The sequence below is a fragment of the Streptomyces sp. NPDC098781 genome (assembly GCF_044759995.1).
Classification (GTDB): domain Bacteria; phylum Actinomycetota; class Actinomycetes; order Streptomycetales; family Streptomycetaceae; genus Streptomyces.
Map to the genome: position 1 here is coordinate 638,472 of NZ_JBIWAK010000003.1, position 26,088 is coordinate 664,559.

Below are 26,088 nucleotides of genomic sequence, written 5' to 3' on the forward strand. Positions count from 1 at the left end.
CTTCAGTGGCCGATCACCGGGTGCGGAGCGTACGGCTCCTGGAGTTCCTCCAACTCCTTCTCCGTCAACTTCAGTTCGACCGCCGCCACCGCGTCCTCGAGGTGCTGCGGCTTGGCCGCGCCGACGATCGGGGCCGTCACCGTGTTCTGGTGCAGCAGCCAGGCCAGGGCGACCTGGGCGCGGGGGACGCCGCGTTCGCCGGCCACCCGGGTGACCGCCTCGACCACGACCCGGTCACTGTCCGCGTACAGACGGCTGCCGAAGTCGTCGCCCGAGCTGCGGTCGGTGACCGTGCCCCAGTCGCGGGTGAGCCGGCCGCGGGCCAGCGGGCTCCAGGGCAGCACACCGACGCCCTGGTCGGCGCAGAGCGGCAGCATCTCCCGCTCCTCCTCGCGGTAGAGGAGGTTGTAGTAGTTCTGCATCGAGACGAACGTGGTCCAGCCGTGCCGCTCGGCCGTGTACTGCATCTTGGAGAACTGCCACGCGTACATCGAACTCGCCCCGATGTAGCGCACCTTGCCCGCTTTCACCAGGTCGTGGAGCGCTTCCATCGTCTCCTCGACCGGCGTGTACGGGTCGAAGCGGTGGATCTGGTAAAGGTCCACGTAGTCGGTGCCGAGGCGGGCGAGGCTCTGGTCGATCTCCGTCATGACGGCCTTGCGGGAGAGCCCGGCGCCGTTGGGTCCGGGCCGCATCCGGCCGTTCACCTTGGTGGCGAGGACGATGTCGTCGCGGCGGGCGAAGTCGCGCAGCGCCTTGCCGACGATCTCCTCGCTGGTGCCGTCGGAGTAGACGTTCGCGGTGTCGAAGAAGTTGATGCCGGCGTCCAGCGCCTGCCGGATCAGCGGCCGGGACGCCTCCTCGTCGAGCGTCCACTCGTGCACACCGCGGTCGGGGAGGCCGTAGGTCATGCAACCCAGACAGATCCGCGACACGTCCAGGCCCGTCGAACCGAGCTTCACGTACTGCATCGTTGCTGCTCCTGCCTTCGGGATGGGGTACCTGTGGAGCCTACGGCTCCCCGTGGCGCTCCAGCAGGTCCAGCGCCCGCTCCCAGCCGAACTCCGGCCGCCCGCCGTCCTCCCCCGCCTCGCCGGTGTACGGCTCACCGAAGCGCACCCCCATCCCCCGCAGCCGGATCAGGCTGTCCCGGTACGCGGGATGGGCGGCGAGGGCGTCGGCCACGCAGGGCAGGACGGCGATCGGGACACCGAGACCGTACGCCTCGCACAGGGTGCCGAGGGCGAGGGTGTCGGCGATGCCGGCGGCCCATTTGTTGACCGTGTTGAAGGTGGCCGGCGCGACGACGACGGCGTCGGGCGGCGGGAAGGGGCGGGGGTCGGCGGGGGTGCGCCACGCCGAGCGGATCGGGCGGCCGGTGAGGGCCTCGACGGCCGCGGTGTCGAAGAAGCCGTTCACGGCGACCGGGGTCGCGATGACCCCGACCTCCCAGTCCCGCTCCTGCGCGACGGTGATCAGCTTGCTGACGTCCACGGCGATCCCCGCGGCGCAGACGACGACGTAGAGAAAGGGTTTCCGAGGCTGTGCGGTCATTGCGGGTGACGTGATTGCCTGTTCGGTCACTGCCTGTTCAGTCACTTGGAAACCCTACTCAAGGGGCTCAGCGCACGGGGAAGGTCAGCCCTCGCTCGTTCTCCGGCCGTGGGCCGAGGATGCGGCGTTCCTTCTCCTCGATCGGCGTGTCGTTGATGCTGGCCTCGCGCCGGGTCATCAGCCCGTGCTCGTCGAACTCCCAGAGCTCGTTGCCGTACGAGCGCCACCACTGGCCGTCGGCGTCCCTGCACTCGTACTGGAAGCGGACCGCGATGCGGTTGCCGTCGAAGGCCCACAGGTCCTTGCGCAGGGCGTACTCGTGCTCGCGGGCCCACTTGGCGGTGAGGAACTCGACGATCTCGGCGCGGCCGGTGACGAAGGTGCCGCGGTTGCGCCACACCGAGTCCTCCGAGTAGGCGAGCGACACCTTGTGCGGGTCGCGGGTGTTCCAGGCGTCCTCGGCGGCCTGCACCTTCTGTGCGGCGCTCTCGCGGGTGAACGGGGGCAGGGGCGGGCGGTCGTTCATGGCGTCCTCCGGAGGCGGATCTGCGGTCCGTGCAAGGGAGAACGCGCGTTCTCCCTGTGGCTGCTACCGTAGGAGAACGCTCGTTCTCGCGTCAAGGAAAGGTCGTACATGGACAGCGCAACCGCCCGGGAGCAGGCACTGGACGCCGCGGAGAGCCTGTTCTACGGGCGCGGCATCCAGTCCGTCGGGATGGACGACATCCGGGGCGCGTCCGGGGTCTCGCTCAAGCGGCTGTACCAGCTGTTCCCGGCGAAGGAGCAGCTGGTCGAGGCGTATCTGGAACGGCGGGACGTGCGCTGGCGCGGTGGGCTCGCGGCCTACGTGGAGCGGCAGACCGACCCCGAGCGGCGGATCCTCGCCGTCTTTGACTGGCTGGAGGAGTGGTTCGGCGAGGAGGACTTCCGTGGGTGCGCCTGGATCAACTCCTACGGCGAGCTGGGCGCCCGGTCCGCGCGGGTGGCGGACCAGGTGCGGGCGCACAAGGCGGCGTTCCGGGACTACCTCGCCTCGCTGGCGGCCGGGGCCGGCCTGCCCGAGGCGCTGACCGGACCGCTGTATCTGCTGGCCGAGGGTGCCATGGTCACGGCGGGGATCACGGGCGGTACGCGTCCGGCGGCCGAGGCGCGGGAGGCGGCGCGGTCACTGCTGGCGGCGCGCTGAGCGCCGGCGGGCGGGCCCGGCATCGGATGCCGGACCCGCCCGCGACTTCGGACGCCGGGCAGTGCTCCCCGCGTCAACTCCCGGTCTCGGACAGGGTGATGGCGCCGACCGGACAGGCCCGGGCGGCCTCCCGCACCATGGGGTCGCCGCCGCCGTCCTCCCGGCCGGGGATCAGCTCGCTGAAGCCGTCGTCGTCCTGGGTGAAGACGGACGGGGCGGCCAGGGCGCACTGGCCCGCGCCGATGCAGAGGCTGTGGTCGATGTCGATGTCCATGTGGCCCGATTCGTGTGTTTCGTGCGTTTCGTTGTCCATGACCGGAGCCTCTTACCAGGTCACGGGGAGTTCCAGCATCCCCTGGATCGTGTCGCCGGGTTTGAAGGGGATTTCCTCCGGGGGGACGGCAAGCCGCAGGGTGGGCAGACGGTCGAAGAGGGTGCCCAGGGCGATCTCCATCTCGGCACGGGCCAGGTTCTGCCCCAGACACTGGTGGATACCGAACCCGAAGGCGACGTGATGGCGGGCGGGTCGGTGCCAGTCCAGGGTGTCGGGGTCGGGGTAGACGGACTCGTCGCGGTTGATGACGGAGGTGGAGAAGATCACTCCGTCGCCCGCCCGGATCGTCTCGCCGCCGGCCTCGATCTCCTCGACGGCGACCCGCAGCATCCCGTCGGCGATCGACAGCATCCGCATCAGCTCCTCCACCGCGACCGGCAGCAGCGCGGGGTCGGCCCGCAACTCGGCCAGCCGGTCCGGGTGCTGGAGCAGGGTGTAGGTGCCGAGGGAGATCATGTTGGCGGTCGTCTCATGGCCGGCGACCAGCAGGATGATCGCCATGGCGATGAGCTCCTCGCGGTCCAGGTCGCCGTCGCGCAGCCGCTCGTGCACGAGTTGGTCCAGGACTCCGTCGCCGGCCTGCCGTTCCTTCTGCTTGCGGTCGATCAGTTCGTCGACGTACGCCTCCAGCCGGGCGCGCGCGTCCATCGAGTCGTCGGCCGTCGGGCCGCGCAGCAGCCGCCGGGACTGACCCTCGAAGAACTCGTGGTCGGCGTAGGGGACGCCCAGCAGGGCGCAGATCACCATCGAGGGCACGGGCAGCGCGAAGGCACTCACCAGCTCGGCGGGCGCCCCCTGGGCGATCATCACGTCGAGCCGCTCGTCCACGATCCGCTGGATCCGCGGCCGCAGCTCGGCGGCGCGTTTGAGGGTGAAGCTGGGGATCATCATCCGCCGCTGCACGCGGTGTTCGGGATCGTCGACACCCAGCAGCGCGGTCTTGCGGCGGCGGATCCGCGCGACCCGCTCGGTGGTGGTCGGGAACTCGGGCCGAGTGGGGTCGGTGGACAGCCGCTGGTCGGCCAGCAGGGTGCGGGCGAGGGTGTGGCCGGTGACCATCCAGATCTCGCGGCCGTCGTAGAGCTTCACACGGGCCAGCGGGCGGGTGTCGCGGAGCGGGGCGTAGGCGGCGGGTGGGTGGTAGGGGCAGGTGCGGTCCTGAGGGAAGGCGACGGTGTGCGGTTCCGTCATGTCCGTCATGGAAGACCTCGCAGACGAAGGGTGCGTCGTGCCGATCTTCATTAGATGCCTGGGGCATCTAGCCGACGACGTCAAGTTCGGCCAGATCACGCGCGCGGCGAATCTGGCCGGGGATGGTCGCACACAGCTTCGGGCCGGAGGTGGCTGACGCCTCCCGTGGTGCGGACCGTGGCGCCGCCCCACCGCTGTCCGGCGAAATCCGATTGCCACCGGGGCGTCGCCGCCCGCAGAATCCGGCCATGCCTACGACCCTCGCCTTCCTGCCGCCGACCGCCGCCGCCTCTCCGGTGCGGTCCCAGCAGCAGCCCGGCCGACCGTGGAGGCCCACGCTTCCCACGTCGTGACCGCCGCGCTCGTCGCGGGACTGCTCGCGGGCTACGGCATCGCCGTCCCGGTCGGCGCGGTCGCGACCCATCTCGTCTCCCTCACCGCCCGTACGTCCCTGCGGACCGGGGTCTGCGCCGCGCTCGGCGTGGCGACCGCCGACGGGCTCTACGCCCTCGCGGCCACCCTCGGCGGCTCCGCGCTCGCGGGCGCGCTGCGACCGGTGCTGGTGCCGCTGCGCTGGGCCTCCGCCGTGGTGCTCGCGGCCCTCGCGGTACGGGGCGCGGTCATCGCCGTACGCCACTACCGCAACCATCGGCTCGCCGCCCGCCCCGCTCCCCCGCCCCCGAGCCCGGCACGCGCCTACGTGGCACTGCTCGGCATCACGCTGCTCAACCCGACCACCGTGATCTACTTCGCGGCCCTGGTCCTCGGCACCCGCGCCACACAGGCCGTGTCGCCACTGGAGCAGGGCGTGTTCGTCCTGGCCGCGTTCGTCGCCTCTACGAGCTGGCAGTTGCTGCTGGCCGGAGGCGGGGCACTGCTGGGGCGGGTGCTGACGGGGCGTCGGGGACGGTTGGTGACGGCGCTGGTGTCGAGCGGCGTGATCCTGGCGCTGGCGGTGAGAATGCTGATGTAGCGCCGGCAGGATGAATCCGGCGGACGCCGGTGTTGAAGACCGGTGCAGTCAGTACCCGAACACGACGATGGGACCGATGTCATGCCTCTTGAGGGCGAGTACGAGCCCAGCCCGACCGAATGGGTGCGCAAGCAGGTCGAGTTGTACGAGAGCTCCGGTGGTACCGAGGGCACGACCCTCATGGACACCGGGATGCCCGTCATCCTGCTCACCACCCGGGGTGTCAAGAGCGGCAAGATCCGCAAGACGCCGCTGATGCGCGTCGAGCACGAGGGGCGCTACGCCGCCGTGGCCTCGCTGGGCGGGGCGCCCAAGCATCCGGTCTGGTACCACAACGTCAAGGCCGACCCCCAGGTGGAGCTGAGGGACGGGACCGTGCTGCGGGACATGAGGGCCCGCGAGGTGACCGGCGCGGAGAAGGACGAGTGGTGGGAGCGGGCGGTCGCGGCGTATCCGCCGTACGCGGACTACCAGGAGAAGACGGACCGCGCGATCCCGGTCTTCGTCCTGGAGCCCGTCGACGAGGCCTGAGCCGGATCCCGGGTCGAGGGCTCCGTCGAGCACGGGGACGGGCCCCTGATCGGGGCCCGAGAAGGACCCGGAACTTTTTCCCACCGGTACGCATGAACTCGCCTTCGCCGGGCACACGTGCGTCAGGCCCCGCCGCGTTCCCCCGTCGCGGCGGGGCTTCCTTGTGCCTCGCGCGCGGAGCGTTCGGTCACGTCGAGAAAGATCTGGTCCGCCTCGGCGACGGTGTGATTGATGGACCGCTTGATGCGGACGGCGACCTCCTCGACCTCTTCGCTGTCGAGGCCCGGTACCAGGTCGACGCGCGCCGCCACCAGGGCCGTTTCCAGGCCCGTCTTCATCGTGAACAGCGCCTCCACACTGTCGATCTCGGGCTGAGCCGCCAGCAGCGCGCGGATCCGGGCGTCGGCCTCGGGATCGGCGGCCTCCCCGATCAGCTGGTCACGGGCGTCACGGCCCAGCCGGTACGCGACGAACACCAGCAGCGCGCCGATGGCCAGCGAGGCGGACGCCTCCCACGCGACCTGCCCGGTGACCATGTGCAGTGCCATCCCGGCGAGGGCGAGGGTGACGCCGAGCACCGCGGTGGCGTCCTCGGCGACGACCGTGCGCAGCGCCGGGTCCCGCAGACCGCTCGCGAGGCCGCCCTGCCGGTGCACCTGGTGCAGGGCCCGGACCAGCGACAGGCCCTCGGCGACGAAGGCGACGCCGAGCACGATCATGCCCGCCACATAGCCGCCGAACGTCTCCTCGGCGCCGTTGCGCAGCGCCTCGATGCCCTGGAAGAAGGAGAAGCAGCCGCCCATCACGAAGATCCCGACGGCGGCGAGCAGTGACCAGAAGAAGCGCTCCTTGCCGTAGCCGAAGGGGTGGCGGGCGTCGGCGGGGCGGCGGCTGCGGCGCAGCGCGGCCAGCAGGAAGACCTCGTTCAGGCTGTCGGCGACGGAGTGCGCCGCCTCCGACAGCAGCGCGGGCGAGTGCGCGATGAGGCCGCCGACCGTCTTCGCGATCGCGATGACGAGGTTGGCGGCGAGCGCCACCAGGACGGTCACACGGGTCCTGTGGTCGGTTTCTTGTTCCTCGGTTGTCTTCGGTGCCTTTGTCGTCCTGCTCATCTGAAGCCGATTGCCCCGATCGGTCGGGCTCATACCGTGCCGTCGGCGTGAAACGGGGGACTCGGTGAGCCGGAGGGCGTACGGCCCGAGGTGTGCAGGAGAGGAGCGCGGTCATGAGCGGCGGGGGCAACACCGCCTACGGCAGGAAGCCGTTCCAGCGGTCGAAGGCTCATTTCACGGACCGGATCACGGCGGACGGCCGGGACGGCTGGCCGGTGGAGGCGGGCCGCTACCGTCTGGTGGTCAGTCGCGCCTGTCCGTGGGCGAGCCGGGCGGTGATCTCCCGGCGGCTGCTCGGCCTGGAGGACGCCCTGTCCATGGCGATCGCGGACCCGATCCAGGACGACCGCAGCTGGCGGTTCACCCTGGATCCGGGCGACCGCGACCCGGTGCTCGGCATCCGCTTCCTCAGCGAGGCGTACGACCGGCGGGAGATGGACTATCCGGGTGGTGTCAGCGTCCCCGCGATCGTGGACGTGCCCAGCGGCGCGCTGGTCACCAACGACTACCAGCGCATCACCCTCGACCTCGCCACCGAGTGGACGGCGCTGCACCGTGCGGGCGCCCCCGATCTCTATCCGGAGGCGCTGCGCGACGAGATCGACGCGGTGACGGCCGACGTGTACGAGGACGTCAACAACGGGGTGTACCGGGCCGGCTTCGCCCACACCCAGGAGGAGTACGACGGGGCGTGCGCGCGTCTGTTCCGGCGGCTGGAGCTGCTGGCCCAGCGGCTCGCCGGGCAGCGCTATCTGGTCGGCGACACGATCACGGAGGCGGACATCCGCTTTTTCACCACGCTGGTGCGTTTCGACCCCGTCTATCACGGCCACTTCAAGTGCAACCGCTGGAAGTTGACGGAGAACCGGGTTCTGTGGGCGTACGTCCGTGACCTGTACCAGACGCCGGGGTTCGGTGACACCGTCGACTTCGACCACATCAAGCGGCACTACTACCAGGTGCACAGCGGCATCAACCCGACCGGAATCGTGCCTCTGGGGCCGGATCTGGCGGGCTGGCTGACGCCGCACCACCGTGAGGAGCTCGGCGGCAGGCCGTTCGGCGACGGCACGCCGCCCGGGCCGGTTCCGCAGGCCGAGGAAGTCCCTGCTCGGGGGCGGCCCTGACACCAAGGAGGCGCACGTGGCCAAGAAGAGCGACAAGAAGAAGCTGAAGATGCCCCTCGCCTACAAGCCGCTGGGCTTCGCGCTGGGCTGGGCGAGCGGTGCGCTGGCGGGGCTCGCCTTCCGCAAGACCTGGATGGCGATCCGGCACGAGGAGGACGCCCCCGACGCCCTGGACCGCGACCGCGGCTGGGGCGAGGTCGTGCTGGCGGCCGCGGTCCAGGGCGCCCTGTTCGCGGTGGCCCGCAGCTTGGCGGACCGCACCGGCGCGAAGGCGATCGAGCGTTCGACGGGGGTGTGGCCGGTCGCCGACAAGGGCGGACGGGACTGAACTCCCACCCTGGCCCGCCCCGGTCGGCCCCCGGCACCTCAGCGTGCTTCAGGTGCCGGGGTGGGCCGGGATGCCGCACAGCCCACCCCGGCCGACCGAGGCACCGGGCCCGCCCGGCAACTCAGCCCTGCTTGGGCGCCGCAGCCGCCGTCCGGCGCAGCGTGAAGGAATGGCCGGCCGGGTCGGCGTAGCCGCGTTCCTCGTAGGGGCCCGCGGCGTCCTTCGACTCGATGGGGCGGCCGCCGAGGCCGACGATCCTGCGCTCCGCCTCGTCCAGGTCCTCCACGACGAAGTCGAGGTGGGCCTGGAGGGAGTTCTCGGGGCGCGGCCAGCTCGGCGGGGTCGCGTTCATGTCGCGGCGGAACGCCAGCCGGGTTCCGTCGGCCCCCCTGATCTCTACGCGGTTGGCGGTGGCTTCCGTCTGCTCGCCTTCCAGCAGTTCCGTGTAGAACACGGCGAGCTTCTCGGGCTCGGCGCAGTCGAGCACCACGAAGCCCGCTTTCACCAGTGGCATGGCTCCTCCGAAGGGGTCCCGGGCACGGGACGGTCCTGTCCCGCGCCCTGTACCCCCACGGGTGTCCCGGCCAGGCCGTTTCAGTCCGCCACCAGCCACTCCCCGTCACGCATCAGCTCCCGTCCGTCCAGTTCGTCCGCCTCGCGCCAGGCCTGCACCCGGGTCGGCCGGACCCGGAAGTACAGGTAGGGCGTGCTGAGCCGGCGCGGATCGAAGCCGGTCCTGGCCGCGAAGCGGTCGCCGTCGGCGTCGGACAGCTCGGCCCGGGTGATCGTCTCGACCGTGCCCTCGATCATGACGACGTCTCGGGTGGGGCCGATGCCCAGCCGTGTTCTGCCGGTCGCCTTCAGGTTCCGGCCGGTCGGGCTCGCGGCCGGGGTGGCGAGCAGCAGGGTCGAGCCGTCCCAGAGGAAGGAGAGCGGCACGAGATACGGCACTCCCCCCTCGGCGCCGGCGGTGGCGACCCACACGTCCTCGTCGTGCTCCAGTCGGTGCAGGGTGTCCTGCTTGCGCTGCTCGGCGGGGCGTGCGGCGGGCGGTGTCATCGGCGGACGGTCTCCTCACGGGAGGTTTCGGCGGACGGCCCGGTGTGGCCGCCCGGTGGCCGGTCCGGACGTGCCGGGCGTGGATTTCGCGCACGGATCTCCGCCAGCCGAGCCGCGGCGGCACTGAGCAGCAGGTCCAGGGCCGCCGGGTAGGAGCTGCGCGGCATGTCCGCCACGAGATGGCGGGCCGTGGCGGCGATGTGCGGGTGGGTGTCGGCGGGCAGACGCGCGTACGTCCCCCGCCAGACGGCCGCCTCCGCCTCCCGAGCCGCCTTGGGCATGGCCAGGCTCGCCGAGTCCAACGCACTGTAGGCGAGGGCCTGGTCGACGAAGGCGTGGTAGATCCGCACCGCCTCCGCGTCGGGGAAACCCGCGCCGCGCAGCACACCGAGGATGGTCTCGACGGCCTGGATCTCGTGCGCCCGCCCGGTCACCCGGTACGAGCTCAGCACCGCCGCCCGGGGATGGGCGAGCGCACCGGCGTGCATCCGCAGGCCGAGATCCCGCAGATCGGCTCGCCAGTCACCGCTGGGCCGCCAGGTGCGCAGGGTGCGGCCGATGAGCTCGTCGGCGACGGCGAGCATCAGGTCGTCGGTGTGCCGGAAGTAGCGGTAGAGCGAGCTGGGGTCGGCGCCGAGGGCGCGGCCGAGGCGGCGCACCGAGAGGGCGTCGGCGCCGTGTTCCTCGATGAGCCTGAGGGCGGTCTCCACGATCAGGGTCTCGGACAGCACGACGCCCTGCTTGGTGGGGCGTCTGCGCTGCCGGGCGGCGGGCGGGACGACGCGCTCGCTCATGGACTGCCTCCCTGGGGGCCGGTGCCCGCACCTTACGACAACACCGTTGACCTGTTAAGCCCCCGTTCAGTTTCATGTCCGCTCATCGGGGCCGTCCAGGCCCCCGGTGCGAGCGGAGACCGGCCATGTCCGACCAGCAGCCCCACAGCGTCGATCCCCCAGCGCGGCCCGAGCTGCGCAAGTCCCTCGGTGTCCTGGACGGCGTGGCCATCGCCGCGTCCAGCACGGCCGCGACCACCAGCATCGGCATCGGCCTCGGTGTCACCGCCGGCGTGGTGGGCCTGCATCTGCCGGCGATCATGCTGCTGGCGTTCCTGCCGGTCCTCGGCATAGCGGGCGCCTACTCCCGGCTCAACAAGGTCGAGCCGAACGCGGGCAACGGCTATGTGTGGGTGGGCCGTTCGCTCACCCCCTGGCTGGGCTTCGTGGTCGGCTGGGTGAGCATCGTGGCCGTGGTGGCGTTCCTCGCGTACACCACGGCGGTCACCGGTTCGGCCCTGATCCAGCTGGCCGGTGACGCGGGGCTGCACCGGGTGGGCGGCCTCGCGTTGGACCCGGGTTCGACCGCGCAGACCACGGCGGTCGGCATCCTGGTCCTGGCGGCGGTCACGCTCACCGCCGTGACCGGCGTCCGCACCGCCGCGCGGCTCCAGGCCTGGCTGCTGGTCTTCGAGTACGTCGTCCTGCTGGGCTTTTGCGGATACGGCATCGTCACCGGCCCGCACGACTTCAGCCTGAGCTGGTTCGACCCGTTCGCGATCCCCTCGGCAACCGCGCTGGCGCAGGGGATGCTGCTGTCGGTGTTCTGCTACTGGGGTTTCGAGTCCGCGTTCACCGTCAACGAGGAGGTGCGCGACCCGCGCGACGCGTCCCGGGCCGGGACCACCACCTTGTTCACCATGCTGGCGCTGTTCCTGCTCGGCTCGGTCGCCTTCCAACGCGTGCTGTCCGAGGAGGAGTTGGTCGGCCATGGCGCCGAGGGCCTCGCCTTCTTCGGCGACCGGCTGGCCTCCCAGCCGTGGGCCACCCTCCCCCTGATCGCGCTGATGTTCTCGGCGGTCGCCTCGCTTCAGGCCGGCGTGATCCCCACCGCCCGGGGGATGTTCGCGATGAGCCGGGACCGTACCCTCGGGCCGGTGTGGTCCAAGGTCAGCCCCCGGTACGGGACTCCGGCCGCCGGCACGGTGCTGATCGGCGCGCTGGCGGCGGTGGTCGCGGGGCTGGCGCCGGTCATCCCCCGGCTCGCCGACCTGATCATGGCGACGGTGACCGCCGTGGGCATCGTGGTCGCCCTGTCGTACGCCCTCACCGCCCTCGCTGCGGCCGTGCGGTTCCGCGCGCTGCTGCGCGAGAACTGGTGGGAGGGGGTGCGCGCGGTGGTCCTTCCGAGTCTGAGCGCGGCCGTGCTGCTCGGTCTCGGCGGATATCTCGGCTGGTCGTTCTACACCTCCGCCGACCACTTCGAAGTCAGCGCGGACAACGGGTGGTTCCTGCTCCTCACCCCGCTGGCGATGATCGCGTCCGGCTTCGTCGCCGCCGCGTGGGCCAAGTGGGTGCGCAGGTCGCCGTACTTCCGCACCGGTGAGGGCACCGACGCCGACGCGCCGCAGCTGCTCGCCACCACTCGCTGACCCCCACCGGGAGCTCGACCTCCCGACACCCCCTACCAGGAAACGGAACATGCACGCAGATCTTCTCTTCACCGGCGGCCCCGTCCTCACCCCCGAGGGCCGCACCGCGACCGCCGTGGCCGTCACCGGCGACCGCGTCACGGCCGTAGGACACCAGGAGGTGCACGACCTCGCCGGACCGCGGACCGAGGTGGTGGACCTCGCCGGGCGGCTGCTGCTGCCCGGGTTCCAGGACGCGCATGTGCATCCGGTGCCGGCCGGACTGGAGCTCACCCAGTGCGATCTGACCGGCACGCGGACGGCCGCCGACACCCTCGCCGCGGTGCGCGCGTACGCCGACGCCCACCCCGAACGGGAGTGGATCACCGGGGGCGGCTGGTCGATGGAGGCCTTCGAGGGCGGTACGCCGACGAAGGAGCTGCTGGACACGGTGGTGCCGGACCGGCCGGTGTATCTGCCCAACCGTGACCATCACGGCGCCTGGGTCAACAGCCGTGCCCTCGCGCTGGCGGGCATCACCCGCGACACGCCCGACCCGGCCGACGGGCGGATCGACCGGGACGCCTCCGGTGAGCCGAGCGGCAGCTTGCAGGAGGGGGCGATGCAGCTGGTGGGGCGGCTCACCCCGCCCGCCACGCCGGCCGACCGGGTGGCGGCCCTGCTGCACGCCCAGCGGCATCTGCACGCGCTGGGCATCACCGCCTGGCAGGACGCGCTGGTCGGGGACTTCCTCGGCATGGACGACCCGTCCGAGGCGTATCTGACGGCCGCGCGGGACGGCTCGCTCACCGCCCGGGTCGTCGGCGCGCTGTGGTGGGACCGGGAGCGCGGTCCGGAACAGATTCCCGAACTGGTCGCGCGGCGGGAGGCGTTGAGTCACGGACGGTTCCGGGCGGGCAGCGTCAAGCTGATGCTGGACGGCGTCGCCGAGACCGGCACCGCGGCGCTGCTGGACCCCTATCTCGACAAGTGCGGCTGCGCGACCGGGAATCGGGGCACGGCGTTCATCGACGCGGAGCAACTGCCCAAGTACGTCACCGAGCTGGACGCCCTCGGCTTCCAGTGCCACTTCCACGCCCTGGGCGACCGGGCGGTACGGGACGCGCTGGACGCGATCGAGGCCGCGCGCGACGCGAACGGGCCGAGCGACACGCGGCCCCACCTGGCCCATCTCCAGGTGGTCCAGCCGGCCGACGTGCCGCGGTTCGCCCGGCTCGGGGCGACCGCGAACATCCAGCCGCTGTGGGCCGCGCACGAACCCCAGATGGACGAGCTGACGATCCCGTTCCTGGGGCCCGAACGGGCGGCCTGGCAGTACCCGTTCGGCGCGCTGCTGCGCTCGGGCGCCCGGCTGGCGGCGGGCAGCGACTGGCCGGTGAGCAGCCCCGACCCCCTGCACGGCATCCATGTCGCGGTCAATCGGGTGGCCCCGGAGGCCGCCGACGCGCCGGTGTTCCTGCCGGGTGAACGGATCGGACTCGCCGAGGCGTTGACGGCGTACACAGCGGGTTCGGCGTATGTGAACCACCTCGACGACACGGGTGAGGTGCGGGCGGGAGCGCTGGCGGACCTCGTGGTCCTCGACCGCGATCCGTTCGACGGGCCGGCCGACGCGATCGCCCAGACGCGTGTAGCTTTCACTTACGTCGGGGGCGCGCGAGTATACGCAGCTCAATAGGCCTGAGCAGTAACGGAGATCACGGTCCGGTTACGCGTAGATCGTTTCCGGCCTGGGCAGTCTGGTAGCGCTTTTCGATTCAACTTACGTACCGCGAAGCCCAGTTCGAGTGCGCGGGCGGCCTCGACGGCCGCCCGCTCGCAGGGGCGGGGGGACTCTGCGCTGCCGTCTCCCGAAAGGAAGCACATGCCTCAGGACGTCCGGTTCGACCTCCCCTTCGACACGCCCGTCAGCGAGCATCTGGAGTACGCCCGGGAGCGCCACCTGCGCTGGATCTGGGACATGGGTCTGATCCGCAGCCAGACCGGGTTCGAGGAGTACAAGTCCTGGGACCTGCCGCAGGCAGCCGCCCGCACCTACCCGCACGCGTCGGCGGACGACATGGTCGTCCTGATGAACTGGTTCTCGCTCGCCTTTCTCTTCGACGACCAGTTCGACGCGAACCAGCCGGACCGCGCCGACCGAATAGCCGAGGTCGCGCGCGAGCTGATCATCACCCCGCTGCGTCCCGCGGGTACCCGGCCCCGCGTGACCTGCCCGATCACCGTGGCCTGGGCGGAGGTCTGGAAGCATCTCTCGGATGGCATGCCCCTGACATGGCAGACGCGGTTCGCCGCGTCCTGGGGCCGTTTCCTGGTGGCGCACTGCGAGGAGGTGGACCTGGCGGCCCGGGGGCTGGAGGGAACCCTCGGCCTCGACGAGTACGCGATCTTCCGGCGCCGTACCGTCGGCATCCACCACAGCATCGACGCGGGCGAGCGCAGCCGCCGTTTCGTGGTGCCCGCGCAGGTGATGGCGCATCCGCTGATGGAACGGATGCGGGACCTCGCCGCGGACACCATCGGCTTCATGAACGACATCCACTCCTTCGAGCGCGAGAAGCGCCGGGGCGACGGCCACAACCTGATCGCCGTGCTGCACCGCGAGCGGCGCTGCTCGTGGGAGGAGGCGGCCGACGAGGCGTACCGGATGACGGTCGCCTGCCTCGACGAGTACCTCGAACTGGAGGCGAGCGTCCCGCAGATGTGCGACGAACTCGACCTCGACGCCAAGGCCCGTGACGAGGTGCGGATGGGCGTCGAGGCCATCCAGCACTGGATCAACGGCAACTACGAGTGGGCGCTGGTGTCGGGCCGGTACTCGGCCGCCAAGGACGGCGAGGTGGCCAGCGCCGAACTCGCCGGGCGGGGTTCGGTGGACGACCTGCTGGCCGTGTGACGCGGCGCTGCCCGGCCGGCGACCCGGCCGGGCAGCGGTGAGGCGTCAGACGGGGAACTCGACCGGCAGGCTGTCGAGCCGCGACTCCCAGGTGGAGGCGGTCGAGGTCAGCTCCTCCGGCGGTACCGCCAGCCGCAGGCCCGGCAACCGGTGCAGCAGGACGTCCACGGCGACCTCGATGATGGCGTGGCCGGTGTTCTGCCCCGGGCACTCGTGCGGTCCGGCGCTGAACGCCAGGTGGGACTGGTTGCCATGGACGGAGACCTCGGCGTCCGGCCGGATCTCCGGGTCGGCGTTGCCGGCCCCCAGACCCAGCACCAGAAGGTCGCCCTCCTTGATCTGGCAGCCTCCGAGTTCGAGGTCGGCGGTCGCGAAACGACCCGGCAGCACCACGAGCGGCGGGGTGTTCCACATCACCTCCTCCACGACCGCGGACACGTTCAGCTGGCCGCTGACCAGTCCGGACAGCCGCGTTTCGTCGGTGAGGACGAGCTGAAGCACCCGCGCCAGCAGGTTGCTGGTCATGTTGTGGGCCGTGATGAGCACCAGACGCAGATGGCTGACGATCTCGTCCTCGTCGAGGCCCGCGTCGTGTTCGATGAGCCCGCTGGTGAAGTCCGAGGCCGGCTCCTCGCGCTTGCGAGCGGCGAGGTCACCGAGAATGGTCATGACACGCTCGTTGTGTTCGAGCGCCTCCGCGCCGCCGTTGAGGACCAGCTTGCAGGACTCCGCGAGGTTCCGGCTCTCCTTCTCGGCCAACCCGAAGACCCGGCACAGCACCAGCATCGACAGGTACTCGGCGAAGTCGGCCACCAGGTCGGCGCGGCCGTCGTCGACGAACGCGTCGATCAACTTGTTGGCGTAGTGCGTCACATGACGGCGGATGCCGCGGCCCGTCATCGCCTGGAGGTTGTCGGTCACCGCGGCCCGCAGTCTTCGGTGCGGCTCGCCGTCCTGGGAGACGGCGTCCGGGCGCCAGCCCAGCACCTGGATCAAGGGCGAGGTGTTGTCGATCCGGCCCTCGTTCCAGTCCCGCCAGCCCCGTGAATCCCGGGCGAACTGAAGGGGGTTGTCCAGCACCCTGCGGTTCTCCCGGTAGCCGAGCACGAGCCAGGCGGGCACGTCGCCGTCCAGCAGGACCGGCGCCACGGCACCGTACTCCTTGCGCAACTGCGTATAGACACCGTGCGGATCGGTCGCCACACCGGGCCCGTACAGCCGGGTGATGCCCTCGCCATGTGCGACGGGGCAGCCGCCGGGGGCCTCGGGATCGTTTAAGGGCTGCGCGTTCATCGTGACTCCAGTGCGACGGCGGAGCGTTCCTGCAAGTGGCGTATCAGGGCGACGAGGACGTCACGGCTGGAGGCCCGGTCGCGGGCGTCGCAGGCCACGATCGGGGTGTGCGGGGAGATGTCGAGGGCGTCCCTGATCTCCTCGACCGGGTACTCCTTGGAGTCGGGGAAGACGTTCAGCGCGACGACGAACGGCACGTCCTGCCGCTCCATCTCCTCGATCGCCCGGAAGCTGGAGGCGAGCCGCCGGGTGTCCACCAGGACGATCGCGCCGAGCGCGCCCTTGAACAGGCCGTTCCACAGGAACCAGAAGCGCTCCTGGCCGGGCGTGCCGAACAGGTACAGCATCAGGCTCTCGTTGAGGCTGATCTTGCCGAAGTCCAGGCTGACGGTGGTCTCCGTCTTGTCGGCGACACCGATGAGGTGGTCGTCGTCGACACTGGCCTGGGTGAGGGTCTCCTCGGTGGTGAGCGGCTTGATGTCGCTGACCGAGCGGACCATGGTGGTCTTCCCGGTGCCGAATCCGCCGGCGATCATCACCTTCACCGACCGGGTGCCCCCGGCACCGGATCCGCCGGGCTGGTCAAAGCCTTTGAAGTCCACTGAGTACCTCCTCAAGGAGCGCGAGGTCCGGCCCGCGGCCGGCGGAGTGCGCCGGGATGGGGTCACGGGCTTCGACACGGCCTGCCTCCAGCAGATCCGTCAGCAGCACCGCGAGAATGTTGAAGGGCAATCCGAGGTGGGCGCCGAGTTCGGCCACCGACAGCGGATCGCGGCAGCGCCGGAGGATCTCCTCGTACTCGTGCTGCATCCCCGGTACGGGGGTCGTGCGGGAGACGATGAGGGTCGCCACGTCGAGACTCGACGCCGAACCGCCCGGTCCGCTGCGTCCCTTGGTGAGGACGTAGTAGCGCTCGAGACCGGACGGGTTCGTGGACCGGCGGGGAGCACTCATCCAGAGTGCTCCTCCAGGCGCGGAGTGGTGCCGAGCAACTCACCCATCCTGCGCGCCAGGTCCCTCATCTGATGGCCGAGCAGGCCCTGGTCGAGGCCCTCCCGGGCGAGGACGCCGAGATAGGTCTCCACCCCGGCCCGTACGACGAAGAGATGGCCGCCGTCGACCTCGATCATCGCCAGCCGCAGCTGCCCCGCGTACTTGGGGAACTGCTCGGCCACCGGCTGGGCCAGCGCCTGGAGTCCGGCGACCACGGCCGCGAAACGGTCCACGTCGTCGGGGTCTTCGGCGCCGTAGGAGGTGATGGCCTTGCCGTCGCTGGAGGCCACGAGGGCGAAGTTGATCTCCTGGATACTCTCCACCAGGTCACGGAGCGCCCAGCTCACGTCGGTTCCCTGCTGCGTCATGGACTAGTCGCTCTCTTCATTGCGGTGCTGCTCGGTGGACTCGCGGCCGTCGGCCGTCGCGCCTTCCCCTCCGGCCTCACGGCCCGCGGAGGCGAAGGCGGCGAGGCCGGCGAAGGACGCGTCGGGCGGAACGGCGACGACGGACGTCGTCTCCTTGCTCCGCTCGGCGCGCTCGGCCGGCTCGTGACGTGCCGCCTCGTGCCGCTTGCTGCGGCGCCGGGGCAGGCCGCCGGGCGTAGTGTCCACGTCGTCGGCGAGGTCGGCCGGGGCCGGCTCGACGGCGACCGGCTCGCGGGCCGGGGCGGAGCCACCGGCCTGCACCGTCGGGGCGGCCGCGGCAGCGGCCGGTGCCGAGGTGGCGGAGGCGGCCGCGGGCAGCGGGCTGAAGTACTTGTGCGGAACCACGACCACCACCGAGGTGCCGAGCCACGGCGAGTCCGCGAAGGTGACGCGGATGCCGTACCGACGGGCGAGGATGCCGACGACACGCAGACCGATGTTGGCGTCCTCCGAGATGCCGCCGAGGCCCGCGCCGGGCGCGGTGCCCGTGAGGGCGTACTCGGCCTCGCGCTTCTTCTCCTCGCTCAGGCCCTTTCCGGAGTCCTGGATCTCGATGCCGACGCCGTTCGGGACCTCCTTGCCGGAGACGACGACCGGCTCGGTGGGCGGCGAGTAGCGGGCGGCGTTGTCCAGCAGGTGGGCGAAGATCAGCGTGAGGTGGTCCACCAGGCCGCCGTCGACGCCGAGTTCGGGCAGATGGCGTACGTCGATCCGGTGGAAGTCCTTGATCCGGCCGATGCCGCCGCGCACCACGCTGAGCAGGCGCTGCGGTTCCTGCCACTGCCGGCCGGGCCGGTCCGAGCCGCCGAGGACGCTGATGCTGGCGGCGAGACAGTCGGCGGGGCCGATCGCCTGGTCGAGCTCCATCAGGCCGCGGGCGACGGCGGGCAGCCTGCCGTGCTCACCCTGGAGGTCGTGCAGCCGGCCGCGCAGCTTGCTGGTCAGGACGTGGATACGGTTGCCGATGCCGACCACGGCCTGCTCGGCGGAGGTGGAGCGGTTGAACTCCGTCTCGACGCCGATCAGCGAGGTGCGCAGGACCTTGCGCAGGTTGGCCTGGAGTTCGGCACTGACCTTGGCACACTGGTTGACGGACGGCAGGACGTCGTCGATGGAGTCGCCCTCGCGCAGCCGGCGCAGCGCGTCGGGCAGCTGCTCGTCGGCGAGGCGGGTGACGGCGGCGAGCTGGTGGGTCAGCTGCTCCTGCCAGATCTCTGCCTGGTCGGCGAGCTGGGCCTCGTAGGACTTGGCCTGCGCGGCGATCCGCTCCTCGTAGGAGCCGCTCTCCTCGGCCAGTCTCTCCTCGTACGAGCGGGCCTGCTCGGCCAGTTGGCCCTCATAGGCGCCGGACTGCTCGGCGAGGCGGCCCTCCAGGGCGGCGCGGTCGGCGCTGAACTTCCGCTCCAGGCCCGCCACATGCTGCTGCCACTGCTGCGAGTGCTCGGCCTGCGAGGTGCGGAACTCGCCCTCGGACCGGCGAAGCTGCGCCCGGGTGCGGAGCAGGAGGCGTACACACACGGAGCTGGCGGTGGTGGCCGCGACACCGGCTACGGCGACGGTTATTCGCTCCGAGCTCATGAAAGTGGCGGCAACGGTCCCACCTCCTAAAGCCAGCGGCATGAGCCACCAGCTGTACCAGGCGACAGGGGGCCGCGCCGCCGGTGGCGGTGTGGCGAGTTCCATCTGCATCCTTCGAGGCGACGATCGAACAGGGGGGTGTGCTGGGCGCTCGCACTCATGAGTACGCACTGCGGGATGACCGATCACGACCGAGTCAACTCGCAGCGCTGCACGGGAGCTTATCGGGTTTGAACGCAAAAGGATCAACCGTGCGGCTTGACGGAAGTGAGGATTCCGTCACTGTCCGCCATGGGAACGGTCATCCGGAACGTGCGCCGGTACGCCTGCGGCGACACACCGATCGCCGCGTGCAGGTGCTGGCGCAGGGACGCGGAGGTGGCGAAGCCGACCTGGCCGGCGATCCGGTCCACCGGCAGATCGCTGGACTCCAGCAGGTGCCGGGCGCGGGCGACGCGCTGCTGGATCAGCCAGCGGCCGGGGCTGAGGCCGACCTCGTCGTTGAAGCGGCGCGCGAAGGTGCGCAGGCTCATCCGGGCATGGCCGGCGAGGTCGGTCAGGGTGAGCGGATCACCGAGGTGTTCCAGTGCCCAGGCGCGGGTGGCGGCGGTGCTGGCGGCGCCGCTGCGCGGAACCGGCTGCTCGATGTACTGGGCCTGGCCGCCGTCCCGGAAGGGCGGCACGACGCAGCGCCGGGCGACGGTGTTGGCCAGTTCGCTGCCGTGGTCGGTGCGCACGATGTGCAGGCACACGTCCACGCCGGAGGCGGCGCCGGCCGAGGTGAGGATCGGGCCGTCGTCGACGAAGAGGACGTCCGGGTCCAGGTCGACCGCCGGGTAGCGGCGCCGGAACAGGTCGGTCACCCGCCAGTGTGTGGTGGCCCTGCGTCCGTCCAGGAGGCCGGCCTCGGCGAGCACGAAGGCGGCGGTGCAGATCGACACGATGCGAGCGTCCGGGCGGATCCGGGCCAGCGCCGCGCCGACCTCGGCGGACAGCTCCGTGGGGATGTACGCGTCGGCCACGGACGCGACCACCACGGTGTCGGCCGTGGCGAGGATCTCCGGACCGTGCTGGACGCCGATCGTGAAGTCCGCGTTGCTGTGCACCGGACGGCCGTCGACGCTGCACGTCAGGACCTCGTATCGGCCGTCGGCCGCGCCGAAGATGCGGCTGGGGATGCCCAGCTCGAAGGGGTAGACGCCGTCCAGCGCCAGCACCACGACTCGTTCCACATGCCTGTTCCTGTGCATGGCACGATCCTATCGAAGGTTGGCAATCGTGCCATTTTTCTGCGCGGCGGTCTCCGGCAGGCTGTTTCACCATGAGCACTGTGAACACCATGCGAGCCATCGGCCAGGACGTCCTCGGCGGTCCGGAGGTCCTTAAGGAAGTGGAACTGGAGCGCCCGGAGCCGCGCCCGAACGAGGTGCTGGTGCGCGTGCGCGCCGCCGGCGTCAACCCCACCGACTGGAAGCACCGCGCGACCGGCGGATTCCTGGGCGAGCCGCCCTTCGTCCTGGGCTGGGACGTCTCCGGCGTGGTCGAGGCGGTCGGGATCGGCGTCGCCCGCTTCCGGCCCGGCGACGAGGTCTTCGGGATGCTGTCCTACCCGTTCGGCCACGGCTCGCACGCCGAGTACGTCACCGCGCCGGCCCGCACCTTCGCACACAAGCCGGCCTCGATCGACCACATCCAGGCGGGCGCGCTGCCGCTGGTCTCGCTGACCGCGTGGCAGGCACTGGTCGAGTACGCGGACCTGCGGCCGGGCCAGCGGGTGCTGATCCACGCGGCGGCCGGCGGGGTCGGCCATGTGGCCGCGCAGATCGCCAAGGCGCGGGGCGCCTACGTGATCGGCACGGCCAGCGCCGGCAAGCACGACTTCCTGCGGGAGATCGGTGTCGACGAGGCGATCGACTACCGGGAGACGGACTTCGTCGAAGCGGTGAAGGACGTCGATGTCGTCCTGGACACGCTCGGCGGTGACAACGCCATCCGCTCGCTGCGGGTGCTGCGCCCCGGCGGCATCGTGGTCTCGATCCTGCCGGTGGGTCCGGACGAGTTCCACACGGAGGCCGAGCGGCTGGGCGTACGGGCATTGCGCATGCTGGTGGACGCCTCGCACAGCGGTATGAAGGCGATCGCGGAGCTTGTCGAGGCGGGGAAGCTCCGCCCCGCGATCGCCGGCACCTTCCCGCTGGCCGAGGCCGCCGAGGCGCACGCGCTGGGCGACACCGGCCGGACCACGGGGAAGCTGGTCCTGACGGTCGAGTAGTCAGAACGTGAGCACGGGCTTGATCGCCTTGCCCGCGCCCATGTCCCGCACCGCCTGGTCGATGTCCGGGAACGGATAGGTGCTGATCAGGCGGTGCAGCGGGAGCCGTCCCTCCTTCACCAGCCGCACCAGGGCGGGGATGAAGGTCTGGGTCTCCGCGTCACCGAGGGTGAGACCGACGACCCGCTTGCCGCCGAGCAACCCGTTGACGTCCAGGGCGACTTCGGTGCCGAACGGCGGGGCTCCGACGACGACCAGGGTGCCGCGGGCGGCGAGCGCGTCGACGCCCTGGCGCAGGACGCCGACGTTGCCCGTGGTCTCGACCACGCCGTCGGCGCCCCGGCCACCGGTGATCTCGGCGAGCGCCGCACCGAGGTCGGTCCCGGCCGCGTCGACGGTGTGGGTGGCGCCCAACTCCCGGGCCAGTGAGAGGCGTTCGGCGACCCGGTCGACGGCCACGATGGCGGTCGCCGGGGTCAGAGCGGCTGCCATGACCGCGGACAGACCGACCGCTCCGGCGCCCAGGACGACGACGGTGCTGCCGGTGTCCGGCTTCAGCACGTTCCAGACGGCGCCGACCCCGGTCTGCACCCCGCAGCCCAGCGGGGCGATCGAGGCGAGCGGGACGTCGGGGTCGACCTTCACCAGGCCGCGCTCGTCCACCAGTGCCCGCTCCGCGAACGAGGACTGTCCGAAGAAGTGGCCGCCCAGTTCCGTGCCGTCCCGGCTGATCGTGCCGCTGCCGTCGGCGCGGCGTCCGCCGATGAGGTTCAGCGGCAGCCAGGTCGCGCAGTACGCGGGGTGGCCGCCCCGGCAGTTGCGGCACTCCCCGCACGAGGTGAAGGACAGCACGACATGGTCGCCCGGCGCGACGCCGGTCACGGCGGTGCCGACCGACTCGACGACGCCCGCGCCCTCGTGGCCGAGGACGCCGGGGAGCGGGAAGGGCAGTCCGCCGCTCGCCACGCCGAGGTCGGTGTGGCACAGGCCGGTCGCCACCATCCGGACGACGGCCTCGTGCGGTCCGGGCTCGTCGAGCTCGACGTCGCAGAGGGTGAAGGGTGCTCCGCCGGACTCGACGACGGCGGCACGGGTGGGGATGGACATCGTACGAACTCCTTGACGGGGGGGCTCAGTCGAGCGAGACGACGACGGACTTGGTGGTGGTGTAGGCGTCGAGTGCCTCGGGGCCGTACTCGCGGCCGAAGCCGGAGTCCTTCACGCCGCCGAAGGGGACGGCGGGGTCGAGCATCGCCCAGTCGTTGACCCAGACGATGCCGGCGTCCAGCCGGTCGGCGACGCGGTGGGCGCGGGCCAGGTTCCCGGTCTGCACGCCCGAGGCGAGGCCGTACGGCGTGGAGTTGGCGAGCGCGACGGCCTCGTCCTCGGAGTCGAAGGGCTGGACGGTGAGGACCGGGCCGAAGATCTCCTCCTGGACCACCCGGGAGTCGTTCGGCAGGTCGGCGATCACGGTGGGCCGGTAGTAGTAGCCGCCGTCCAGGTCGAGCCGCTCACCGCCGCAGACGATGCGCCCGCCCTCCTTGAGGGCCAACTCGACGTACTCCTCTACCTTGCGCAGATGCCGCTCCCCCGCCATCGGGCCGATCACGGTCCCGGGCTCGCGGGGGTCGCCGAGCGGCACGCCGGGCACCGCTTCGGCGAGGATGCCGAGCAGGGTGGCGTAGACCTGACGGGCCACCAGCAGCCGGGGGCCGCCCATGCAGAACTGCCCGGTGTTGAAGACGAATCCCTTGATGATCGCGCCGACGGCCTTCTTCAGGTCGGCGTCCTCGAAGACGACGTGCGCCGCGTTGCCGCCGAGTTCCATGGTGACCGGCTTGAGCGACTCACCGGCGAGCGCGGCGACCTTGCGGCCGACCGATGTCGAGCCGGTGAAGGCGACCTTGTCCACCCCGGAGTGCCGCAGCAGGGCCTCGCCGGCCGAGGGGCCGCCGGTGACGACGTTGACCACGCCGTCGGGGACGCCGGCCCGCTTGAACAGCTCCGCCATGTACAGGGCGCTCAGCGGGGTCTCCTCGGCCGGCTTGTGCACCACCGTGTTGCCGGCCGCGAGCGCCGGGGCGATCTTCGAACCGGCCAGGATCAGCGGGAAGTTGTACGGCGTGATCGCCGCGACCACGCCGATCGGCCGGCGGCGGACGTAGGCGAGGGCGTTCATGGGGGTGTCGCGGACGGAGCCGTCCAGGGTGTGGGCGAGGGCGGCGAAGTGCTCGTAGTCGTTGGCCGCGTTGGTCACGTCCACGGCGTGGGCGAGGGTGATCGGCTTGCCGACGTCGCGGCTCTCCAGTTCGGCGATCCGGTCGGCGTTCTCCCGGACCAGCTCGGCGACCCGGTGCAGCACCCGGCCGCGCTCGCGACCGCTCAGCCCGGACCAGGCGCCGTCGTCGAAGGCCTCCCGCGCGGCCCGCACCGCCGCGTCCACGTCGGCCGCGCCGGCGTCCGCGACGGTGGTGACGGCCGTGCCGCGGGACGGGTCGACCACCTCGGTGCGGGCTCCGTCGGCGGCCTCGCGCCACCGGCCCCCGATGAACAGCCGGCCGGGTTCGATCTCGAAGGTGGTCATCGCCACTCCTCAGCCTCATAGCCAAGATTTCAACAAACAGGATTCCTGCGTGTCCGCAGTCTCATTACAGACAGGATTCCTGTCAATGCTCTAGGCTGAACACATGCTGGACACCCAGGCAACCAAGGCACCCCCGTCGCTGCTGTACATGGTCAAGCAGGTGGAGCTGGTCGTCCGCTCCCACCTGGACGAGCTGGTCAAGGCGTCCGGGATCACGGCTCTTCAGTACACCGCGCTCACCGTGCTCCAGCGGCACGACGGACTCTCGGCCGCACAGCTGGCCCGCGACTCGTTCGTCACGGCGCAGTCGATCGCCGACCTCGTACGGAGCCTGGAGAACCGCGGACTGGTGCGTCGGGAGCGCAATCCGCACAACCGCCGGGAGCTGCTGATCCTGCTGACCGACGCGGCCCGCGAGCTGCTCGCCCGGCACGAGGGGCCCGTGCGGGAGCTGGAGGAGCGGATGGTGCGCGAGCTCACGGACCGCCAGACCGAGCAGTTCCGCCAGGCGTTGTCCAAGGCCTGGCACGCGCTGTCGTAGCCACGCCCCGAACATCGGGCGAATCATCTGTCGCAATTCAAAGACATATGTCAATCGAACATGCTCAGATTCGCTCGATCGAGGGTAACTTGCAGTGCGGGGACGGGATTTGAGCAGCCCGCCGCAAGTGAACAGGTTGGAGGCGATGTCGTCGTGCACCAGGATCCTGCGCCGTTCAGCCGGCATCTGCGCGTCCACCGGCACCGGGACCACACGGTGCTGGAGTTCCTCGGCGAGATCGACATCGCGGCGGCGGTGGAGATAGCCCCGTATCTGGACCGGGTGACGACGCACCCCGAGGCGCGGATCGTGATCGACCTCAGGAACGTCGAGTTCTTCGACTGCTCCGGGCTGCGCCTGCTGTACCGGGCCCGCAGCCGGGTGCACGACCACGGCGGACAGCTGCACCTGGTCTGCACCCACCCGCTGACCCTGCGGGTCCTCAGGATCACCGGCCTGTCCCGGCTGCTGCCCCCGCATCCGACGCCGGACGCGGCCCTGGGCCAGCCCGAGGCCACGTCCGGCACGTTATGAGGGCGCCCTCGACCCACCCGGGCTCGATGACGACCTGGCCGCGCCGAGCGTCGCTCCGCCGTCCCCTGTCTATTCGGTTCCCGGCGCGTCGAACAGGGCGCTGACGGACTCCCCGTTGTGAATACGGCGCACCGCCTCGGCGAGCGCCGGGGCGATGGACAGCACGCGCAGCTTCTCGGTGCGCTCCTCGGCCGGTATCGGCACGGTGTTGGTGCACACGATCTCCAGCACGTCCGGCTGCTCGCCGATCCGCTTCAGCGCGCCGGACGCGAACAGGCCGTGCGTACAGGCGACGCGGATCGAGCGCGGCCCCAACTCCCGCAGCCGGTCGAGCAGTTCGAGCACGGTGCTGCCCTTGGCGATCTCGTCGTCCAGGATGATGACGTCCCGGCCGGTCACATCGCCGATGACCGAGCTGATGCTGACCCGGTCGTCGGCGAACCGCTGCTTGGCGCCCGCCGCCACCTGGGCCCCGATCAGCCGAGCGAACGCGGCGGCCTCCTTGGCGTTGCCGAGGTCCGGCGAGACGACGGTGGTGCGGGTCAGGTCGTACTGCCGGAAGTGCGCGGCGAGTTCGCGCAGCGCGTGCAGGTGGTCGACCGGCACCGTGAAGAAGCCGTGCACCTGAGGGGCGTGCAGGGTCATGGCGAGGACCCGGCTCGCGCCCGCCGCGACCATCAGGTCGGCGACGAGCCGGCCGCCGAGGGAGATACGGGGCGCGTCCTTCTTGTCGGAGCGGGCGTAGGAGTAGTGCGGCATGACCACGGTGATCCGGCGGGCGGACGCCCCGCGGGCGGCGTCGCACATCAGCAGCAGCTCGACCAGGTGCTCCTGGACCGGGCGGACCAGGGGCTGGATCAGGAAGACGTCCCGCTCCCGGCAGTTGGCCTGGAGCTGGACCTCCAGGCAGTCGTTGGCGAACCGGCTGACCCGGGCCGGACTGAGCGGGACCCCCAGATGAGAGCAGACCTCCGCCGCCAGTTCGGGGTGGGCACTACCGCTGAACACGGCGATCTCTCGCACGATCCGCTCCTCGCATGATCATTCCGGGTGGCGGACTCATGCTACTGACCTCAGCAGAAACGTTGCGGCTCCGATCCGGCCGACGGGTGTGGCGATGGCCTCACCACGACACGGGCGAGCAACGAT

29 protein-coding genes are annotated in these 26,088 nt (G+C 71.1%); 11 read left to right on the plus strand and 18 right to left on the minus strand.

Annotation, left to right across the window (positions count from 1 at the left end; translation table 11 throughout):
• Positions 1-2 precede the first annotated feature (2 nt).
• The 3 genes from ACIQWG_RS14575 to ACIQWG_RS14585 form a co-directional block, all read right to left on the minus strand.
• Positions 3-971 (minus strand): aldo/keto reductase, encoded by a 969-nt coding sequence (locus ACIQWG_RS14575; protein WP_404094799.1) that lies wholly within the window; start codon positions 969-971, stop codon positions 3-5.
• 40 nt (positions 972-1,011) lie between these two features.
• Positions 1,012-1,554, minus strand: coding sequence for a flavoprotein (locus tag ACIQWG_RS14580; protein WP_404094801.1), 543 nt, complete (start codon positions 1,552-1,554; stop codon positions 1,012-1,014).
• A gap of 67 nt (positions 1,555-1,621) precedes the next feature.
• Positions 1,622-2,080: a DUF1348 family protein gene (locus ACIQWG_RS14585; protein ID WP_404094804.1), complete on the minus strand. Its 459-nt coding sequence runs from the start codon at positions 2,078-2,080 to the stop codon at positions 1,622-1,624.
• Positions 2,081-2,188: 108 nt separating this feature from the next.
• Between ACIQWG_RS14585 and ACIQWG_RS14590 the strand changes: the two genes are divergently transcribed.
• Positions 2,189-2,740, plus strand: coding sequence for a TetR/AcrR family transcriptional regulator (locus ACIQWG_RS14590; RefSeq protein WP_404094807.1), 552 nt, complete (start codon positions 2,189-2,191; stop codon positions 2,738-2,740).
• Positions 2,741-2,813: 73 nt separating this feature from the next.
• Here the strand turns inward: ACIQWG_RS14590 and ACIQWG_RS14595 are convergent, their stop codons facing one another.
• Together ACIQWG_RS14595 and ACIQWG_RS14600 are read right to left on the minus strand one after the other, a co-directional pair.
• Positions 2,814-3,014, minus strand: a complete 201-nt coding sequence (locus tag ACIQWG_RS14595) for a ferredoxin (RefSeq protein ID WP_404095857.1) — start codon at positions 3,012-3,014, stop codon at positions 2,814-2,816.
• A 51-nt stretch (positions 3,015-3,065) separates the two neighbouring features.
• Positions 3,066-4,274, minus strand: a complete 1,209-nt coding sequence (locus tag ACIQWG_RS14600) for a cytochrome P450 (protein WP_404094809.1) — start codon at positions 4,272-4,274, stop codon at positions 3,066-3,068.
• Positions 4,275-4,614: 340 nt separating this feature from the next.
• On the opposite strand from ACIQWG_RS14600, the gene ACIQWG_RS14605 reads away from it, so the two are divergent.
• Together ACIQWG_RS14605 and ACIQWG_RS14610 are read left to right on the plus strand one after the other, a co-directional pair.
• Positions 4,615-5,238 (plus strand): LysE family transporter, encoded by a 624-nt coding sequence (locus tag ACIQWG_RS14605; protein ID WP_404094811.1) that lies wholly within the window; start codon positions 4,615-4,617, stop codon positions 5,236-5,238.
• Between the two features lie 81 nt (positions 5,239-5,319).
• Complete coding sequence (locus ACIQWG_RS14610) at positions 5,320-5,769, plus strand: nitroreductase family deazaflavin-dependent oxidoreductase (RefSeq protein WP_404094813.1); 450 nt, start codon at positions 5,320-5,322, stop codon at positions 5,767-5,769.
• Positions 5,770-5,891: 122 nt separating this feature from the next.
• Here ACIQWG_RS14610 and ACIQWG_RS14615 read toward each other — a convergent pair whose 3' ends face one another.
• Positions 5,892-6,881: a cation diffusion facilitator family transporter gene (locus ACIQWG_RS14615; protein ID WP_404094815.1), complete on the minus strand. Its 990-nt coding sequence runs from the start codon at positions 6,879-6,881 to the stop codon at positions 5,892-5,894.
• Positions 6,882-6,994: 113 nt separating this feature from the next.
• Here ACIQWG_RS14615 and ACIQWG_RS14620 point away from each other — a divergent pair, with 113 nt between their 5' ends.
• Positions 6,995-8,008, plus strand: a complete 1,014-nt coding sequence (locus ACIQWG_RS14620) for a glutathione S-transferase family protein (protein WP_404094817.1) — start codon at positions 6,995-6,997, stop codon at positions 8,006-8,008.
• 49 nt (positions 8,009-8,057) lie between these two features.
• Positions 8,058-8,336, plus strand: coding sequence for a DUF4235 domain-containing protein (locus ACIQWG_RS14625; RefSeq protein ID WP_404095858.1), 279 nt, complete (start codon positions 8,058-8,060; stop codon positions 8,334-8,336).
• A 121-nt stretch (positions 8,337-8,457) separates the two neighbouring features.
• On the opposite strand, the gene ACIQWG_RS14630 is transcribed toward ACIQWG_RS14625, so the two are convergent.
• The 3 genes from ACIQWG_RS14630 to ACIQWG_RS14640 form a co-directional block, all read right to left on the minus strand.
• A complete protein-coding gene (locus ACIQWG_RS14630; RefSeq protein ID WP_404094820.1) occupies positions 8,458-8,850 on the minus strand; it encodes a VOC family protein in 393 nt (130 codons plus the stop codon).
• A gap of 80 nt (positions 8,851-8,930) precedes the next feature.
• On the minus strand, positions 8,931-9,395 hold the full coding sequence (locus tag ACIQWG_RS14635) for a pyridoxamine 5'-phosphate oxidase family protein (RefSeq protein WP_404094822.1): 465 nt from the start codon (positions 9,393-9,395) through the stop codon (positions 8,931-8,933).
• Complete coding sequence (locus tag ACIQWG_RS14640) at positions 9,392-10,189, minus strand: TetR/AcrR family transcriptional regulator (protein ID WP_404094825.1); 798 nt, start codon at positions 10,187-10,189, stop codon at positions 9,392-9,394. Before ACIQWG_RS14640 ends, ACIQWG_RS14635 begins: the two co-directional genes overlap by 4 nt.
• Positions 10,190-10,314: 125 nt before the next feature.
• Between ACIQWG_RS14640 and ACIQWG_RS14645 the strand changes: the two genes are divergently transcribed.
• The 3 genes from ACIQWG_RS14645 to ACIQWG_RS14655 all read left to right on the plus strand — a co-directional run bounded on the left by ACIQWG_RS14645 (position 10,315) and on the right by ACIQWG_RS14655 (position 14,716).
• Entirely contained in the window at positions 10,315-11,820 is a 1,506-nt protein-coding gene (locus tag ACIQWG_RS14645) for an APC family permease (RefSeq protein WP_404094828.1), read from the plus strand.
• A gap of 49 nt (positions 11,821-11,869) precedes the next feature.
• On the plus strand, positions 11,870-13,498 hold the full coding sequence (locus ACIQWG_RS14650; protein ID WP_404094831.1) for an amidohydrolase: 1,629 nt from the start codon (positions 11,870-11,872) through the stop codon (positions 13,496-13,498).
• A 186-nt stretch (positions 13,499-13,684) separates the two neighbouring features.
• Positions 13,685-14,716: a 7-epi-alpha-eudesmol synthase gene (locus tag ACIQWG_RS14655; protein ID WP_404094833.1), complete on the plus strand. Its 1,032-nt coding sequence runs from the start codon at positions 13,685-13,687 to the stop codon at positions 14,714-14,716.
• Between the two features lie 45 nt (positions 14,717-14,761).
• Here the strand turns inward: ACIQWG_RS14655 and ACIQWG_RS14660 are convergent, their stop codons facing one another.
• The 6 genes from ACIQWG_RS14660 to ACIQWG_RS14685 all read right to left on the minus strand — a co-directional run bounded on the left by ACIQWG_RS14660 (position 14,762) and on the right by ACIQWG_RS14685 (position 20,258).
• Positions 14,762-16,009, minus strand: a complete 1,248-nt coding sequence (locus ACIQWG_RS14660; RefSeq protein ID WP_404094835.1) for a cytochrome P450 — start codon at positions 16,007-16,009, stop codon at positions 14,762-14,764.
• Entirely contained in the window at positions 16,006-16,611 is a 606-nt protein-coding gene (locus ACIQWG_RS14665) for a GTP-binding protein (protein WP_404094837.1), read from the minus strand. The genes ACIQWG_RS14660 and ACIQWG_RS14665 overlap by 4 nt, the downstream gene beginning before the upstream one ends.
• Positions 16,592-16,963 (minus strand): DUF742 domain-containing protein, encoded by a 372-nt coding sequence (locus ACIQWG_RS14670; RefSeq protein ID WP_404094839.1) that lies wholly within the window; start codon positions 16,961-16,963, stop codon positions 16,592-16,594. The genes ACIQWG_RS14665 and ACIQWG_RS14670 overlap by 20 nt, the downstream gene beginning before the upstream one ends.
• Positions 16,960-17,370, minus strand: coding sequence for a roadblock/LC7 domain-containing protein (locus ACIQWG_RS14675; RefSeq protein ID WP_031485587.1), 411 nt, complete (start codon positions 17,368-17,370; stop codon positions 16,960-16,962). Before ACIQWG_RS14675 ends, ACIQWG_RS14670 begins: the two co-directional genes overlap by 4 nt.
• Before the next feature lie 3 nt (positions 17,371-17,373).
• Entirely contained in the window at positions 17,374-19,113 is a 1,740-nt protein-coding gene (locus tag ACIQWG_RS14680) for an ATP-binding protein (RefSeq protein WP_404095860.1), read from the minus strand.
• A 140-nt stretch (positions 19,114-19,253) separates the two neighbouring features.
• Positions 19,254-20,258, minus strand: coding sequence for a GlxA family transcriptional regulator (locus ACIQWG_RS14685; protein ID WP_404094842.1), 1,005 nt, complete (start codon positions 20,256-20,258; stop codon positions 19,254-19,256).
• Positions 20,259-20,329: 71 nt separating this feature from the next.
• Here ACIQWG_RS14685 and ACIQWG_RS14690 point away from each other — a divergent pair, with 71 nt between their 5' ends.
• Complete coding sequence (locus ACIQWG_RS14690; RefSeq protein ID WP_404094845.1) at positions 20,330-21,280, plus strand: NADP-dependent oxidoreductase; 951 nt, start codon at positions 20,330-20,332, stop codon at positions 21,278-21,280.
• Here the strand turns inward: ACIQWG_RS14690 and ACIQWG_RS14695 are convergent, their stop codons facing one another.
• Both ACIQWG_RS14695 and ACIQWG_RS14700 read right to left on the minus strand, forming a co-directional pair.
• On the minus strand, positions 21,281-22,387 hold the full coding sequence (locus ACIQWG_RS14695; protein ID WP_404094848.1) for an NAD(P)-dependent alcohol dehydrogenase: 1,107 nt from the start codon (positions 22,385-22,387) through the stop codon (positions 21,281-21,283).
• 25 nt (positions 22,388-22,412) lie between these two features.
• The gene (locus ACIQWG_RS14700) at positions 22,413-23,864 is read right to left on the minus strand and encodes an aldehyde dehydrogenase family protein (RefSeq protein WP_404094850.1); all 1,452 of its coding nucleotides are present in this window, start codon (positions 23,862-23,864) and stop codon (positions 22,413-22,415) included.
• Positions 23,865-23,967: 103 nt separating this feature from the next.
• Here ACIQWG_RS14700 and ACIQWG_RS14705 point away from each other — a divergent pair, with 103 nt between their 5' ends.
• Both ACIQWG_RS14705 and ACIQWG_RS14710 read left to right on the plus strand, forming a co-directional pair.
• On the plus strand, positions 23,968-24,405 hold the full coding sequence (locus tag ACIQWG_RS14705; protein ID WP_404094853.1) for a MarR family winged helix-turn-helix transcriptional regulator: 438 nt from the start codon (positions 23,968-23,970) through the stop codon (positions 24,403-24,405).
• 153 nt (positions 24,406-24,558) lie between these two features.
• On the plus strand, positions 24,559-24,939 hold the full coding sequence (locus ACIQWG_RS14710) for an anti-sigma factor antagonist (protein ID WP_404094855.1): 381 nt from the start codon (positions 24,559-24,561) through the stop codon (positions 24,937-24,939).
• A gap of 69 nt (positions 24,940-25,008) precedes the next feature.
• Here the strand turns inward: ACIQWG_RS14710 and ACIQWG_RS14715 are convergent, their stop codons facing one another.
• A complete protein-coding gene (locus ACIQWG_RS14715) occupies positions 25,009-25,962 on the minus strand; it encodes a ribose-phosphate diphosphokinase (RefSeq protein ID WP_404094858.1) in 954 nt (317 codons plus the stop codon).
• Between the last annotated feature and the right edge of the window lie 126 nt (positions 25,963-26,088).